The sequence below is a fragment of the Lacibacter sediminis genome (assembly GCF_014168535.1).
GTDB lineage: Bacteria > Bacteroidota > Bacteroidia > Chitinophagales > Chitinophagaceae > Lacibacter > Lacibacter sediminis.
The window spans coordinates 4,425,313-4,441,002 of record NZ_CP060007.1 but is presented as its reverse complement, the minus strand read 5'-3'; the positions used below and the strand labels follow the sequence as shown (position 1 = coordinate 4,441,002).

Annotated in this window: 16 protein-coding genes and 1 pseudogene; 9 read left to right on the top strand and 8 right to left on the bottom strand. The window is 40.6% G+C overall.

Annotated elements, in window-relative coordinates; translation table 11 throughout:
- Positions 1–53 precede the first annotated feature (53 nt).
- The 3 genes and pseudogenes from prfA (at position 54) to H4075_RS18915 (ending at position 3,118) form a co-directional block, all read left to right on the top strand.
- Positions 54–1,115: a peptide chain release factor 1 gene (gene prfA, locus H4075_RS18925; protein WP_182802382.1), complete on the top strand. Its 1,062-nt coding sequence runs from the start codon at positions 54–56 to the stop codon at positions 1,113–1,115.
- Between the two features lie 530 nt (positions 1,116–1,645).
- Positions 1,646–1,750, top strand: a pseudogene (locus tag H4075_RS21765) (thrombospondin type 3 repeat-containing protein); the annotation flags it as partial.
- Positions 1,751–2,530: 780 nt separating this feature from the next.
- On the top strand, positions 2,531–3,118 hold the full coding sequence (locus H4075_RS18915; RefSeq protein ID WP_182802380.1) for a DUF937 domain-containing protein: 588 nt from the start codon (positions 2,531–2,533) through the stop codon (positions 3,116–3,118).
- A 382-nt stretch (positions 3,119–3,500) separates the two neighbouring features.
- Here H4075_RS18915 and H4075_RS18910 read toward each other — a convergent pair whose 3' ends face one another.
- From H4075_RS18910 to H4075_RS18895, 4 genes are read right to left on the bottom strand one after another with little or no spacing between them, the layout of a single operon-like run.
- Positions 3,501–3,917: a VanZ family protein gene (locus H4075_RS18910; RefSeq protein ID WP_182802379.1), complete on the bottom strand. Its 417-nt coding sequence runs from the start codon at positions 3,915–3,917 to the stop codon at positions 3,501–3,503.
- Entirely contained in the window at positions 3,917–4,294 is a 378-nt protein-coding gene (gene gcvH / locus H4075_RS18905; RefSeq protein WP_182802378.1) for a glycine cleavage system protein GcvH, read from the bottom strand. Before gcvH ends, H4075_RS18910 begins: the two co-directional genes overlap by 1 nt.
- A 46-nt stretch (positions 4,295–4,340) precedes the next feature.
- Positions 4,341–5,003, bottom strand: a complete 663-nt coding sequence (locus H4075_RS18900; protein WP_182802377.1) for a peptidylprolyl isomerase — start codon at positions 5,001–5,003, stop codon at positions 4,341–4,343.
- Entirely contained in the window at positions 5,004–5,375 is a 372-nt protein-coding gene (locus H4075_RS18895; protein WP_255460237.1) for a hypothetical protein, read from the bottom strand.
- Between the two features lie 183 nt (positions 5,376–5,558).
- On the opposite strand from H4075_RS18895, the gene H4075_RS18890 reads away from it, so the two are divergent.
- The 5 genes from H4075_RS18890 (at position 5,559) to rsgA (ending at position 10,406) form a co-directional block, all read left to right on the top strand.
- Entirely contained in the window at positions 5,559–6,560 is a 1,002-nt protein-coding gene (locus tag H4075_RS18890) for an AAA family ATPase (RefSeq protein WP_182802376.1), read from the top strand.
- 26 nt (positions 6,561–6,586) lie between these two features.
- The gene (locus H4075_RS18885; RefSeq protein ID WP_255460236.1) at positions 6,587–7,459 is read left to right on the top strand and encodes a DUF58 domain-containing protein; all 873 of its coding nucleotides are present in this window, start codon (positions 6,587–6,589) and stop codon (positions 7,457–7,459) included.
- Positions 7,456–8,349: a hypothetical protein gene (locus H4075_RS18880; RefSeq protein ID WP_182802375.1), complete on the top strand. Its 894-nt coding sequence runs from the start codon at positions 7,456–7,458 to the stop codon at positions 8,347–8,349. Before H4075_RS18885 ends, H4075_RS18880 begins: the two co-directional genes overlap by 4 nt.
- The gene (locus tag H4075_RS18875) at positions 8,342–9,346 is read left to right on the top strand and encodes a vWA domain-containing protein (RefSeq protein ID WP_182802374.1); all 1,005 of its coding nucleotides are present in this window, start codon (positions 8,342–8,344) and stop codon (positions 9,344–9,346) included. The genes H4075_RS18880 and H4075_RS18875 overlap by 8 nt, the downstream gene beginning before the upstream one ends.
- 130 nt (positions 9,347–9,476) lie before the next feature.
- Positions 9,477–10,406, top strand: a complete 930-nt coding sequence (rsgA, locus tag H4075_RS18870) for a ribosome small subunit-dependent GTPase A (RefSeq protein WP_182802373.1) — start codon at positions 9,477–9,479, stop codon at positions 10,404–10,406.
- A 58-nt stretch (positions 10,407–10,464) separates the two neighbouring features.
- Here the strand turns inward: rsgA and H4075_RS18865 are convergent, their stop codons facing one another.
- Genes H4075_RS18865 through H4075_RS18855 form a run of 3 tightly spaced genes read right to left on the bottom strand, consistent with a single transcriptional unit; the run spans position 10,465 to position 11,586 of the window.
- Positions 10,465–10,779, bottom strand: a complete 315-nt coding sequence (locus H4075_RS18865; RefSeq protein WP_182802372.1) for a hypothetical protein — start codon at positions 10,777–10,779, stop codon at positions 10,465–10,467.
- Positions 10,780–10,829: 50 nt separating this feature from the next.
- Positions 10,830–11,003 carry a hypothetical protein gene (locus tag H4075_RS18860; protein ID WP_182802371.1) on the bottom strand — a complete coding sequence of 58 codons (174 nt, stop codon included), beginning with the start codon at positions 11,001–11,003 and terminating at the stop codon, positions 10,830–10,832.
- 49 nt (positions 11,004–11,052) lie between these two features.
- On the bottom strand, positions 11,053–11,586 hold the full coding sequence (locus H4075_RS18855; RefSeq protein ID WP_182802370.1) for a gamma carbonic anhydrase family protein: 534 nt from the start codon (positions 11,584–11,586) through the stop codon (positions 11,053–11,055).
- Between the two features lie 166 nt (positions 11,587–11,752).
- Between H4075_RS18855 and H4075_RS18850 the strand changes: the two genes are divergently transcribed.
- Complete coding sequence (locus H4075_RS18850; RefSeq protein ID WP_255460235.1) at positions 11,753–13,006, top strand: aspartate aminotransferase family protein; 1,254 nt, start codon at positions 11,753–11,755, stop codon at positions 13,004–13,006.
- Positions 13,007–13,040: 34 nt separating this feature from the next.
- On the opposite strand, the gene H4075_RS18845 is transcribed toward H4075_RS18850, so the two are convergent.
- On the bottom strand, positions 13,041–15,539 hold the full coding sequence (locus H4075_RS18845) for a DUF5686 and carboxypeptidase-like regulatory domain-containing protein (RefSeq protein WP_182802369.1): 2,499 nt from the start codon (positions 15,537–15,539) through the stop codon (positions 13,041–13,043).
- Positions 15,540–15,690 lie beyond the last annotated feature (151 nt).

The window sequence follows — 15,690 nt, the reverse complement described above, 5'->3', positions numbered from 1 at the left end:
TTTGCCGCTCAAATTTAAGACTAAACAATTCCCTTTCAGGAACACAGTTATTTATGTTAGATAAATTAGAAGCTATCCAGGCAAGGTTTGATGAAGTTGGTGTGGCATTGACCAATCCTGAAGTTGTTGCCAACAACAAACAATTTTCGGCGTTGAGCAAGGAGTACCGTAGCCTGGAAAAGCTGGTGCAATCACGTAAAGAATATCTTTCGGTTCTGTCCGATTTGCAGAGCTATAAAGAGGCATTGAATGGTAGTGATGAAGAGTTGCGTGAAATGGCAAAAGAAGAATTGCCCATGCTGGAAGAAAAAAAAGATGAACTGGAAAAGCACATACGACAATTACTAATTCCAAAAGATCCGCAAGACGATAAGAACGCCATTCTTGAAGTTCGTGCAGGCACAGGTGGTGATGAAGCCAGTTTATTTGCAGGTGATCTGTTGAGGATGTATACTAAATATTGCGAACGCCGTGGTTGGAAAACAACGATTCTCAGCGAAAGCGAAGGAACAGTTGGTGGATATAAAGAAGTACAATTAGAAGTTACGGGTGATGAAGTATATGGCACGTTGAAATTCGAGAGTGGAGTACACCGTGTACAACGTGTACCAGCTACTGAAACTAGCGGCCGTGTTCACACAAGTGCTGCTACCGTAGCGGTGATGCCGGAGGCAGAGGAAATTGATTTTGAATTACGGGAAAGTGATGTGAAAATGGAAACATCACGAAGTGGTGGTGCCGGTGGACAGAACGTAAACAAAGTAGAAACCAAAGTAATGCTTACGCATATTCCAACCGGTACAGTGGTGATTTGTCAAACAGAACGTACACAGTTGGCCAACCGTGAAAAAGCGATGCAAATGATGCGCACACGTTTGTATGAAGAGCAGGTGCGTAAACATGAAGAAGAAATTGCCCGTCAGCGTAAGAGTTTGGTGAGTACGGGTGACAGAAGCGCCAAGATCAGGACCTATAATTATCCGCAGGGACGTGTAACCGATCACCGAATCGGGCTTACACTTTATAACCTGGATGCTGTACTTAATGGCGAAATTGAAGAGCTCATTGATGCACTTCAGTTTGCTGAAAATGCGGAAAAACTAACGCTGCAGTAATAGTAAACCCTATTGGGGTATCAATTTCAAACTACAGACGAATCCTTCTTTGCTCGATAATTCGGGTGAAAAAGAATAGGTTTCTTTACATGCTCTTTGGAGAAAGAGAGGTAGGGATGATGTTACTTTTGAAGCCAACAAACAAGCGGCATAGCTGAAGAAGTCATAATCCTCACTATTATGGCCTGAAATGAAATAAACTTTCAGTTTTGGCATTATGTTTTCTGAATCAATAAAACTTAATATAAACTTACGAAGCAGGGAAGAGAAGCTTGCCTGCTGAGAAAACAACCAATTTTTTAAAATCCAATAAAATCCAAATCTCTATGAAAAGGGTACTTTTCTATTCTTTGCTGCTATTCTCTGCAGCAGCTTGTCAAAAAGAAGACAGCGTTCAAACTGAAACAACTGAGTTACTCAACCAGCAATCAGCATCAAAAAAAATTGAAACCTGTGATTTTCTGAAAGGGAATTACAACAACGTAAGAAGAGGTGATCTCTCTGAAACAAATGTAACTGCCAAAGGCAGAGACAGGGATAGAGATGGAATTGCTGATGCGTCAGATAACTGCCCTTCAACCTACAATCCTGATCAGCTTGATGCTGACAACGATGGTACTGGCGATGCTTGTGATAACAACAGCATCACTACAAATCCAACAACACCCGTTTCAACTTCATCATGGGTTATTTTTCTTGATTTTGATGGCCAAACCGTAACAACTCCATATTGGAACGGTGGCAGAACAATTGAATGCACACCATCTGGCTTTTCAAGTACAGAGATTGCAAATATTCTAACCGAAGTAAAGAATGATTATTCTGTTTTTCCTACGATTGTTGTAACAACTGACTCAACGGTTTACTTTGCAGCGAGTGCTGCAAAACGCCAACGTGTGATCATTACAGAAAACAATTCATGGTATGGCGGTGCCGGTGGCGTTGCTTATTTAAATACCATTAGTTGGGGCATGGATATTCCTGCTTTTGTATTCTCAAAAGCACTTGGCTATAACCAGAAATATAATTGGGAAGCTGCTTCGCATGAAGCTGGGCATACACTGGGTTTAAATCACCAGACAAAGTATGATGACAACTGCAATTTCGTTGCTGATTACAATCCCGGTGGTAATGGTGAAGCACCAATCATGGGTGTTTCTTATTACCAGCCGGTAGGTAAATGGTGGGTAGGCACTGCTTACTCCGGTTGCAACACCATGCAGGATGATGCGAAGCTTATTGCAAATAAAGTTCGTTAACCAGCTAACTTAATTACTATAAATAAAGACCCGGAGAGTATCCGGGTCTTTTGTTTTCTAAGTGGAACTAAACATAAGAAAAAAATTACATAGATTGCTTGCATTCAATTTTCTTTTCATGTAATTTGATACTCTTATCTACTAAAGCAAATAACTATGTTAGAACAACTTTTCAACCTTGTAAAAGAACAGGCAGGCTCGTCAATCATTCAAAACCCAGATATTCCCAATGAAAGAAACGATGAAGCAATAGCAGAAGTAACAAGTAATATTTCCGGAGGGTTGCAACAGGCATTGGCAGGCGGACAGTTTAATGACGTACTCAGCTTATTGGGCGGTAGAGGTGGCGATTTACAGAGCAACCCCCTGGCCAATCAGCTTTCTGGCAATGCAGTTCAATCGTTGATGGAGAAATTTAATCTGAATCAGGGGCAGGCGGGCGGTATTGTGAACAGCTTGTTGCCTAGTGTTTTGCAGAAGTTTATTTCAAAAACAAATGATCCCGGCGATAACAGTTTCGATCTGCAAGGCATTTTCAATTCACTGACAGGCGGAAAAACAAGCAGCCTCGATCTTCAGGGCATGTTAAGCCGTGTTACCCAAGGAGGATTGGACAGGGATGGAGATGGTGATACCGATATGAACGACATTATTAATATGGTAAAAGGCGGAGCAGCCCAACAGCAGCAACAGGGAGCTGGTGGAGGAATGATGGACCTGGTAAAAGGACTGTTTGCCCGATAACGCACTTTTAATGAATGATTTCTACTCTATTTGAACAGGGCGATTTGTCTGTTCAATTCGTTAATAAATCTTTCATTTAACCAATTGGCATGGTTTTCGGAATATGGGATATAGCATTGAGACGCTGATAAATCCTTTTAGGATTTTTTAACAGATGGAAAGCAAACTTTGGAATGCAGTTAGCGTCTTAAATGTACAAGATCTTTAAAGCAGTCAATTTTCTCATAAGCAGTTAGTTTTGGTTAACGGTCCCGGTTTCTACCGGGACCCGTTTTAAAAACAAAACGTTTCAGGAAATATTAACAAGTAGCTGACAGTTTGGATTGAGTGATTGACCGAACTTTGTGTAACAAATCTGAATTTAAATTTTTCTCATAAGCAGTTAGTTTTGGTTTCGACCCCGGTTTCCACCGGGGTCTTCTTTTTGTACTAACAGTATGAAGAAAGCAGTTATTGCACCTGCAGCATCGGCTACCATATCCCACACATCAAAATCACGACCTACCCAATCCTGCACATATTCCATTGCAATACCATATGCGATCACAACGATGGTGATGAAGAATAATTGAAGAACAGGATTTTTTCTTGCTGAAGAAACTGTTTTTTGGTAGTAACCCCACAACCACAGCATTATTCCAAACAGAAGAAAATGAATGGCCTTATCAAGCCCGGAAAACGTAATTGGTTTTTCTTGGTCGATGTTAATGGGTGGCATCACCAGCAATAAAAAAATAATGACCGACCAAATAATGGCCGGCCATTTTGTATAAAGATATTTCCGGAGTTGTTGTTTCATTATGCAACCAGTGCACCATATGCAGCAGCATCCATCAAAGCCTCAATATCTGCAGGATTGGTTACTGTAACCTTTACCATCCAACCTTCACCATACGGATCGTTGTTTACAGCTTCTGGTTTATCATTCAAAGCGCTGTTAACTTCAGCAATAGTACCGGCGATTGGTAAAAACAAATCACTTACGGTTTTTACAGCTTCCACTGTACCAAAAACTTCTTCAGCGTTTAGTGTTTTTCCGACAGTATTGATGTCAACATAAACAATATCGCCTAATTCACGCTGTGCAAAATCAGTAATACCAATTGTTGCAACATTGCCTTCTAAGCTGATCCATTCGTGGTCTTTTGTGTAGCGGAGATTCTCTGGAAAATTCATGATGTAGTTGTTTTTAAACGCTGCTAAATTGATTGTTTTCCTGCAATCAGAAAAATAAAAATTTCTTCTTCAGTTTCATTTTAATAATGCGGATATCTTCCTTTGGCCTGTCGAATTGATCACGCTCTGCCTGTGCAATCGTATCCACAACCTCAATACCTTTCACTACTTCACCAAACACAGTATAGTTCTGGTCGAGATGCGGGCTGCCACCAATTTGTTTATAAACTTCCCGGTGGTTCAGCGGAAGTTTTCGTCCGCCTAATCTTTTTTCTTCTATGTCGTTTAATGAACTGTCGGTATGAATTTTTCCCTGCACAAGATAAAAATGACTGCCACTGCTGGCTTTTTCAGGATTATTATCACGTGCTGCAGCAAGTACTCCTCGTTTATGAAACAGGGACGTATCAAATTCAGCAGGTATTTTATTTTTCAATCCTCCACTACCATAACGTTTGCCGGGAATGGATTGCTTTGTAGAATCATCACCAGCCTGGATCATAAATTCTTTGATAACACGATGAAACAGGATGCCGTCATAATAACGCTGCTTTACAAGTTTGATGAAGTTGTTACGGTGTTTGGGCGTTTTATCACTCAACTGAACAACAATGGTTCCTTTGGTTGTAATAATTTTCACCTTACGGTTACGGGCACCCGCATCCGCAACTAAAAGAAGAAAACAAATCAATAAAACAAATAGTCTCATTTAGAATCCTTTTTGTTCAAAGTAGAGTAGTACATGATCCTTGATAAAATTCTCCTGCTCACGCATATCCATGCTGGGCATGGCTTTCAGTTGCCTGAAATGTGGCCATCCATCTTTATCGTAGTCATCAAACTCAAAATATCCGCTTTGCGACAGGAGGGAACAAACAGCCACGTGCATCAGGTCCTGCTTTTGCTCCTTGGTATATTTTTCTTTTAGTTCACCAAACTCCTGTACGCCGATCAGGAACAAAATTGCTTCCAGGTCGGGTTTTTTTCCAAAACGTTCCACCATTTTCTGTTCAAGGTTCATCCACCTTACAAAGAGATCATTCGCTGCATCCATAGGGCGCAAAGATAGTAGTTCGTGCATTGTTGTTGTAATCACTGCAAGTAGAAACACGCTTTGTTTAGCATGCCATCTATTCCCTCTCATTTTTTTAGAATTCGGCCTTCTTTTTGCGTGTTGGGAAATGATTTTAAGATGCAGCCGTTTATAAAATGATTTTCGCTTAAGCAAACGGCATTGTATTTTCACAACCTAAACCGAGATTACATGTTAAAAACCGCAGAAGACATCAAGGTCCTGAATGAAAGAATTGAATATGCCGGAGGTTTTCTCGACCGGCTACGTGCAGAAGTTGGAAAAGTATTGGTAGGACAACAATATATGGTCGATCGTTTATTGATTGGCCTGTTGGGTAATGGCCACATTTTATTGGAAGGTGTGCCTGGTCTTGCAAAAACGTTGGCAATTAAAACCCTTTCCCAGGCCATCAACGCAAAATTCAGCCGTATCCAGTTTACACCCGATATGTTACCAGCCGATGTAATTGGCACTATGATCTATAACCAGCAGAAGAATGAATTCTTTGTGCGTCGTGGCCCCATCTTCGCCAATTTTGTGTTGGCCGATGAAATTAACCGTGCCCCTGCAAAAGTGCAGAGTGCTTTGCTAGAAGCGATGCAGGAACGCCAAGTAACAATTGGTGAACATACATACAAACTGGAAGAACCTTTCCTTGTGCTGGCAACACAAAACCCGTTGGAACAGGAAGGAACTTATCCGTTACCTGAAGCACAGCAAGATCGTTTTATGTTGAAGGTGGTGGTTAATTATCCAACAAAAGAACAAGAACAATTGATCATTCGACAGAACACCCAACAGATCGCTTCGCCGGTTATCAACCCTGTCGTATCAATTCGTGAAGTAACTGAAGCACGTGATCTTGCACGCACCATTTACATGGATGAAAAAATTGAGAATTATATTCTTGACATCGTATTTGCAACACGCAAGCCTGATCAGGTTGGTTTAAGCAGCCTGAAACCATTGATCGCTTACGGTGGTTCACCAAGAGCTTCTATTAATATGGCTCTTGCATCTAAGTCAGTTGCATTCCTCAACAAACGTGGATATGTGTTGCCTGAAGATGTACGTACCATTGCTGCTGATGTGTTGCGCCATCGTATCGGTTTAACCTACGAAGCAGAAGCAGAAAATATTTCAGTAGAAGAGATCATCAGCCAGATAATGAATGCGGTGAAAGTACCGTAACTCTTAACCCATAACCCATAACGGTTTTGTTAACTACTGAAGAAATATTAAAGAAGGTACGTGCACTTGAAATCAAAAGCAAGCGGCTCACCAATCACATGTTCACTGGTGAATATCATTCGGCGTTTAAGGGACAGGGGATGAGTTATAAAGAAGTACGTGAATACCAGCCTGGTGATGATATTCGTTTTATTGACTGGAACGTTAGTGCACGCTATGCACATCCGTATAGTAAAGTATTTGAAGAAGAACGTGAGCAAAGTGTATTCCTTTTAATTGATAACAGTGCAAGCATCAGTTTTGGTACACATCTTCAACGAAAAAAAGATCTTGTAACGGAGTTAGCAGCCGTGCTTGCTTTTTCGGCAGTAAACAACAATGATAAAGTGGGCGCTATTTTGTTTGGTGATAAAGTGCAACGTTTCATTGCACCCAAAAAAGCAAAACAACATACACTTTATATTGTACGTGAAATGCTGAGTAATGATGCGGCATCAAAGCAAACAAATTATATTGATGCATTCCGCATGTTTAATAATGTGTGCCGTAGAAAAAGTATTTGCTTTCTCATCAGTGATTTTTTAGGAAAGGGGTATGAAGATGCGTTGCGTGTTGCCTGCAAGAAACATGATGTGATCGGTATTAAAATTTACGATCAGCTTGATATGCGTTTGCCCGATGCAGGATTATTACAAGTAGCTGATGCAGAAACAGGTGAGCAACGTTGGATCGACACATCAAGTTCATTGGTGCGGTTTGAATACGAAAAAGATTTTCACAAGCATAACGATCATGTGAAAGATGTCTTCCGTCGTTCGGGAGCAGATCTGTTACACATGCGGGCAGGCGATGACTATGTAAAAGTGTTACAGAAATTTTTCATTAACAGGAGCAGATGATCAGACGGGAATTTTTAATTATAGTATATTTTTTGATGATGGGTCTATCTGTGATAGCCCAGGTAACTCCTGTTGTAACAGCATCAAAAGAAAAGATATTTATTGGCGAACCTGTAAAGCTCAGGTTTGAGTTAAAAGCCATCAGTCGTAATGCAGAAGTGCATTGGAAATTCCCTGACAGTATTCCTCATTTCGAATATGTAGCATTTGATACAACCGATCTGCTGAAACGTGAGATTACAGTAACCAGTTTTGACAGTGGATTATGGGCTGTTGAAAACGTAACAGCTGTTATCCCTTCAAACGTAAATGGAAAAGAGCAACTGGTGACGTTTCCTCTGAAGGAGATATTGATCGAATACGATACAACAGGTAACCAGTTGCTGAACGATGTAAAACCCATCATTGATGTAAATGCCGGTGAAGCATGGATCGGTTATGCGGTGGCGGCGGCTGCTGTTCTTGCGTTGATCTGGTTGATGATTTTATTCAGAAGATGGAAGAAGAAAAAGATCAGTACTGTGATTGAAGAATCGGCAAATACGCCACTGGAAGATTTCCTCATCACAACAAAAAGATTGAAAGGCGAAGAATGGGAAACACAACTTATACAGAAGAAAAATTTATCAGATCTGTCGCTTGCTGTGAAGCGTTATTACGAACGCAAACTTCAGCAGCCATTTACAAGTTTAACAACGGATGAACTTGCGATGCAGTTGAAACCTTATGTATTGAATGAAACGCTTATCAACATCATACAGACACTTCGCTTAGGCGACGCTGTAAAGTTTGCAAAGTTCGCTGCACCAAAAGATGAATGCCTGCAAACAATTGAACGCATGGAAACAACCATCAAACAATCAGAAAAAGAATTGAAACCAGATGCTTAACGAGTGGTATCAACATATTGTATTTGCATATCCTTACCTGTTGTGGTTACTTTTATTGTTGCCGCTGTTGATCGTTTGGTATATCATCAGTCATAAAAAATCCTCTTCATCAGTTACAGTTTCATCATTAGGGATATATCGCAAAACAGGAAGCTCAAAAAATGTACTACGTCATTTGCCTTTTGTTCTTCGTTTATTTTCACTTGCATTGCTCATTGTTGCTATTGCCCGTCCGCAAACAAGAAGCAGTGAAGAACGTGTAGAAGGTGAGGGCATCGATATTATTCTTTGCATGGATGTAAGTGGTAGTATGCTGGCAGAAGATTTCAGTCCAAACAGGTTGGAAGCAATGAAAAAGGTAGCATCTGATTTTGTTGATGCAAGAAAAACAGATCGTATTGGGTTGGTAATTTTCTCTGGCGAATCATTTACACAATGTCCGCCAACTACTGATTATGCTGCACTCAAAAGTCAGATCTATGCGGTACGGAGCGGAATTTTGCAGGATGGTACGGCTATCGGATCAGGGTTGTCTACAAGTGTGGAGCGATTAAAAACAAGTGAGTCGAAAAGTAAAGTGGTGATTTTGTTAACCGATGGTGAGAATAACGGCGGATTGATTCCCCCAAGTACCGCCAAAGAAATTGCCAAAGCATACCAGGTGAAAGTGTACACCATTGGTATGGGTACGGAAGGCTTTGCAGCTTTACCACAGCAGACAACTGGCGGTGTTGTACGGACCATGGAAAAAGTAAATATTGATGAAAAACTGCTTCGTGAAATTGCCAATGAAACAGGGGGCAGTTACTTCCGTGCAAAGGATAACGAAAGTCTCAGCCAGATTTACGCAGATATTGATAAGTTAGAGAAATCGAAAATTGAAACAAGTACATTCTCCCGGTACAAAGAAGAATTCTATCCATTTGCAATTGCAGTTGTTGTGCTGTTATTAATTGAAGCATGGTTGCGTTATAAAGTGCTGCGGAAGTTTCCTTGATATGCCGCGGAGGCACGGAATACAGGAGCTTTACAAGAACATATTCTATCCTTCACAAACAACATTTATCCTTCGTGTTTCTTAGCGACTTTGCGTCTTAGTGGCAAATAATCACTTTTCTTTGCATTGCATGAAAGCCCTCATTTATAAATCGACAGGTAGTTGGTATGTTGCCAAAACAGAAGAAGGAAAGATCGTACAGGCACGTATCAAAGGGAAATTCAAAATTGATGGCTTCACTTCCACCAATCCAATTTCTGTGGGCGATGAAGTAGAGGTTGAAATGGAAAATGATCTGGAACAAACGGTTATGATCACCGCTATTGCAGATCGCCGAAACTACATCAACCGGCAAAGTCCGGCTAACAAACACCATCACCATATCATTGCTTCTAATCTCGATCAAAGTTTGTTGTTCGCAACATTAAAGGAGCCACGAACATCACAGGGATTTATTGATCGGTTTCTCATTGCATCGGAAGCCTATCATATTCCAAGTGTGATCGTATTTAATAAAGCAGATGTTTATAAGAAAAAAGAACAGGCGCAGTTTGAAGACTGGAAACAGATGTACGAAACAGTTGGCTATAAGGTTATACTTGCTTCCATGGAAACCGGTTTGGGAATTGATGATATCAAAACCGCATTGAAAGATAAAGTAACCTTGTTAAGCGGACATTCTGGTGTAGGTAAATCAACATTCATCAATGCATTGATGCCTGATCTATTGTTACGTACCGAGGAAGTAAGCGGCTGGAGTGGAAAAGGGATGCACACTACCACCTTCGCAGAAATGTTTGATCTGCCATTTGGTGGCAAGATCATTGACACACCCGGTGTAAAGGAATTTGGTTTGGTGGATATCAGCAGGCAGGAGCTTTCACATTATTTTCCTGAAATGCGGGTACTCATCAACGATTGTCAATTCAACAACTGTCTTCATTTGGAAGAACCCGGCTGTGCAGTAAAAGCAGCAGTGGCAAAAGAGGAAATTCACCCCCTGCGTTATATCAGCTATTGTGGAATATTGGCAACTATTGAGACAAAAAAAAACTACTAAGCCGCATTTCATCTTCTCTGCTTCTTAATAGTTACTTCAATATGGGTTAACCTATGATTTAAGCTTCACCCGGATCAGCATCCTTCAACGCATCAACCAACTCTGCAATAGCCGCATTTTCAAAATGCTCACTCTTTTCTTCCAGTGATGGAAAAACAGAAATACCATTGAAAATGTTGAAACTGAGTGTAAGGGCAGTGCCTTTGTAAATGAAATCCCAATACAGCGCTTCAAAATCATCAAGCTTCTTGGTAAAGGAGATCTTTAACTTATCGGCAATAACATCCGCCCAGCGATGAAATTTTTCATAACTGGCATCATCGTCGAGGACGGCCTCGTTATATCCTACATGGTTGCGTAATGTTGGATTCATAGCGGTAATATTTATGGTGTTATAAATGGGGTTAGTTCTCTTTATATTATTTAGCTGTTAAATCGTTTCGCTTTTTTCACCTTTTCACCGCTCAGTAACTTCTCGGCCCCAACATTCTTGCCATTAGTTGGACATCCTTCTTTGGGTGTTCGTTTAAACACATTGCAACTTGTCATAAAAGACAGTAATAATACGACAAGCGCTGCTTTGGTGATCTGTTTCATATAATTATTCTTGTTTAACATTTGGATACTGACAATGTTCGTACCGTAATCAGTTATTTTCTGTTAAGGCATCTTTAAACCACCCGGAATACTTGATATAATTATTAGCGATCCGGTTGATCTCACCATGTATCAGTTCCTGGCTGATGTCTTTTACTTTTTTAGCAGGAACACCTGCATAAATACTTCCGGCTTCCACTACCGTTCCTTCCAACACTACAGCACCTGCCGCAATAATGGAATTGCTGTTGATAATGGCATTATCCATTACAATAGCCCCCATCCCGATCAACACATTATCATGTACCGTGCAACCATGAACAAGTGCATTATGCCCGATGCTTACATTATTTCCAACAATGGTTTTCGTCTTTTGGTACGTAGCATGTAACACAGCTCCGTCCTGTACGTTCACCTTGTTGCCCAGCCTGATGCTGTTTACATCTCCACGAACAACCGCATTGAACCATACACTGCATTCATTACCCATTACTACATCGCCTACGATGGTAGCATTAGGAGCAATAAAGCAATCGTCGCCAAATTGTGGAAAAACGCCTTCTACGGGAAGAATTACGGGCATACGGAATGTGGTTTTAGTTCGTCTGTAAATTTCGTAATGTTTTCTGAGGGTACATAATGTTTGCTCTGTTTTTTAAAGTAATTATCCGTTTTTTAACCTCTTCTGCCCATAAAGGCCATATTATTCCCGGTTTACTCAACTTGAATACGGAGATAACGCAGTAGCAATGATGCCGGTTTATAAAACCATCAATTTGAGGCCAACCAACTATTTACCGACATTTGCAGCACAACACAATATGAATCAACGGGAACTATTTTTAAAACATGTCGCACAAACTTCACCCGCACCGCTGGCACTGGAAATTATAAAGGCCGAGGGAAGTCGTTTGTGGGATGCCGGGGGAAAAGAATACATCGATCTCATTGCAGGCATCAGCGTTTGTAATGTGGGGCATCGCCACCCCAAAGTGGTGGAGGCCATCAAACAGCAGGTTGATCAGTACATGCATTTGTTGGTTTATGGGGAGTTTATTGAAAGTCCACAGGTGCAGTATGCAAAGCTGCTGACAGATCATTTACCTGCATCGCTTAACTCAGTTTTCTTCACCAATTCCGGAACTGAAGCAACAGAAGGAGCGATGAAGCTGGTCAAACGTGTGACAGGCAGAACAGAGATCGTAGCATTTAATAACAGTTATCATGGTAGTACGCAAGGTGCATTAAGTGTTATGGGCGATGAATACTGGCGGAATTCATTTCGTCCTTTATTGCCGGGAGTGCATCATGCAGATTATAATTCGTTTGAAGCATTGGAGTTGATAGGAAGTAATACAGCTTGCGTAATTGCTGAAACCGTACAAGCTGAAGCAGGTATAAATGCACCGTTGAAAGAATGGATCACTGCTTTGCGAAAGCGTTGTACCGAAACAGGTACCTTGTTGATATTAGATGAAATACAATGTGGCTTTGGCCGAAATGGTTCAATGTGGGCTTTTGAACAATTTGATGTAGTGCCCGATATTTTATTATTAGGGAAAGCATTAGGAGGTGGAATGCCATTGGGTGCATTTGTTGCCAGTCATGAATTAATGTGGAAGTTTACAGAGAACCCTGTGCTGGGGCATATTACTACGTTTGGTGGTCACCCGGTTTGCTGTGCAGCAGGTATGGCCGCCATGAATGTATTGCTGGAAGAAGAGTTAGTGAAAGGCGTTGCTGAAAAAGAAATTCTTTTCCGCACGTTGCTGCATCATCCAAAAATTGAAGCCGTGCGTTCAAGAGGTTTGATGATGGCTGTTGTGTTTGATAGTTTTGAAACAAACAAAAAAGTAATTGATGCCTGTATTGAAAAAGGCGTGTTGACCGATTGGTTTTTATTTGCCTCTAATTGTTTGAGGATTGCGCCTCCACTTACTATCACTGAAGACGAAATTACAAAAGCTTGTAAAATGATTATTGATTGTTTGAACGAACTGTAGTTTTTCTTTGTGCTTCGTGTCTTTGTGGTAACAATTAAAACTGCAACCTGAAACTTCCAAAAATGCCAAATCGTTTATAGCGCTCCTGCGGCAATGGTTGTGGAGATAAACGCCAGATAAAATCAAACCTCAACACACGGAAAATATTATCAACACCAGTGCCTACTTCCATGTAGGTTTTTCCATTAAGCGATTGAAACTGGTGACCACGATCAAACACTGCGCCCACCTGGTTAAAATTCCGGTTGGCATCACTCAAACTTCCCCATAAAACTTTTGCGGTCCAGAACTGGCGAAGCTTCAGTTTACGTGTTGGTCCAAGCAAACGGAACATGCCATTGCCAATATTATGTTCAACGTTTACACCTGCATATTCATCACTCAGGTATTCGAACCTGTTCATTAGGTTGAACGCATATTTGTTGTAATAGAAAATCTCATTACCGGGATGGATTTCTAATAACGGAAACGGAAGTGTACCATAAATTTTACCACCGTACACATTGTAGTAAAGCTCACCAAGGTTAGCAATCTTGAAATAATCGTGTACTGATGCTGTTAAACGATGGTATTGATAATTGCTTTTCAAGAAACCGGGAAATCCTCTTGCATATTTAATTTCAGCAATTGGATAGGGACTACCCAAACTGGATCTTAAAAATGTTCCTTCGAGGAAACGTTCCAGATAGGCATAGCGGATACGAAAACCGACCTCTGAATTATTCAAGGCCTCACCAACCCCATCTGGGTAAATTGATTTACTGGGTAACGAACGAATCGGATTGAATTTTTTACGTGTAGCAGAAACTTCAAATGTAAAACCGGCATGTGTTTCTTTCGAGAATTCAATGCGTTGTTGTTCCACACGAAGGAATTTAATAGGCACTTGCGATTTACGTGCGGCTAAAGTAAATACGTTATCGGTTCCCACTTCATCATAATAGCGTTGTCCGTTATCATAATCATTTGTGTATGACAGATACATGCGAACACGTGGATCACGCTTGAAAAGATGTGTGATCTCTGCCCGTCCCTTGAACTTCTTATCAGTAAATCCATAAGCAAGATATCCACGCAACCACCACGTTTTGCTGAAGTTGGTACTGGTTCCCAGATCCAACCTTGTGCGGAAACCTTCCACCACATTTGAACTCATAACATTGAACCAAGGGCCATATTCAAAACTTCCGAATGCTTTGTAACCAGTTGCAAGAAATGTTGCAATCTCACTATATCGTTTAAAGAGCGGCATCTTCTGCAACGTATCGATCATGCTGTAAATAGCCTTTTCATTTTTTGCAAGCTCTTCGTGCCGTGACTCCTTCCAATAAGTTTCCGGTTGTTGTGTTGATCCTGCAAGTAGTATTGTTTCTTCCAGCTTTTTATTCTTCTGCAACTGCTCCCACACTATACCCGAATTGATGAGCACATTTTTATAGGTAGTCGTTTTCCGTCCCGTTACACCAAACTTCTGTTTGCCAATTGGTGCCACATCAATAATAAATTTATCCTTCAGCAAAAACCAAATTGAATCGTTCACGAATTTGTACTCCTGCACAATACTCAGTTTTTCTACATAATTCACATTTGCTTCTTTTGATAAACGGAGGTTCATTTTCTGCACAGCAAATGTTGTGTCATGTATCCAGCAATCGCCTTCAAATGTATTTTCTCCTTTTCGCTTTGGTGTAAACACCAGATGAAAGAAGCGTTTACCTGCTACATATTGTGTATCCGGCACACGATAACTATAAAATGCATCACCATTATCGCTGATGGGACTGATGAAACGTTTATCAAAAATCGGTATGTAGTTATTGTACACGTTGATGTTCTGATCCATACCGCCCAATAATTTCTGTACACTTTCATTATCTACACCCGATGTTCGACTGGCTTTGATCTCTTCTCTTCTTCTTAGGGGTGATTTCTGATAATAGTAATTCGAAATCGTTTCTGTGAGAAAGATCGGCAGAAAAGGCTTGTCTTCACTGGTACTGTCAACTGTTTGATCAAGTATAAAACCAAAAGGCTTGAGCGGACCAATATTCTTAAACTTATCTTTATTGAAACGGTTAATATCAAGTTCGAGCTTGTTGTATAATTCGTAACCAAAGTTTTCGAAACGGTAACGGTCGTTCACAGGTTTTTGGCGCACCACTTTTCGCCAAAGGATCCACCCTCTTCCGTATTTCGATTTCACCACCACTTCTTTTCCTGCACTGCCACGTTCAAGTTGAATCGTTAAGAAAATGCTGTCTTTTGATGTAGCAGGTAAAGCAATGGTCATGCTGTTATAACCAACATAACTAATGAGCAGGGAATCGGTTGCTGAAATTGAAGTGAGGTTTAATGAAAATAAACCTGCCGAATCACTCAGCTTACCAATTGTTGTATTTTTCAACTGCACAGATGCGAAGGGAATAGGCTCATCAGAGTGCGAATCTTTAATGATACCGGAAACAACTTTTGTTTGCGCCGTCATGGTTAAGATGCAAACGATACTCAGCACAAGAGAAACGATATACTTCATCCGGTTAATGCGATTGTTTGGAACGATAAAAATAGTGAATCCAAGTCGCTCATCCTGTCAGGGTTTTTACGATAGCCAATTGTTTTCTAAAACTTTCTGTTAAAAAGAGCAAAGGATAGTTTGAAGAATAGATGAAAAATCATTTACTTTG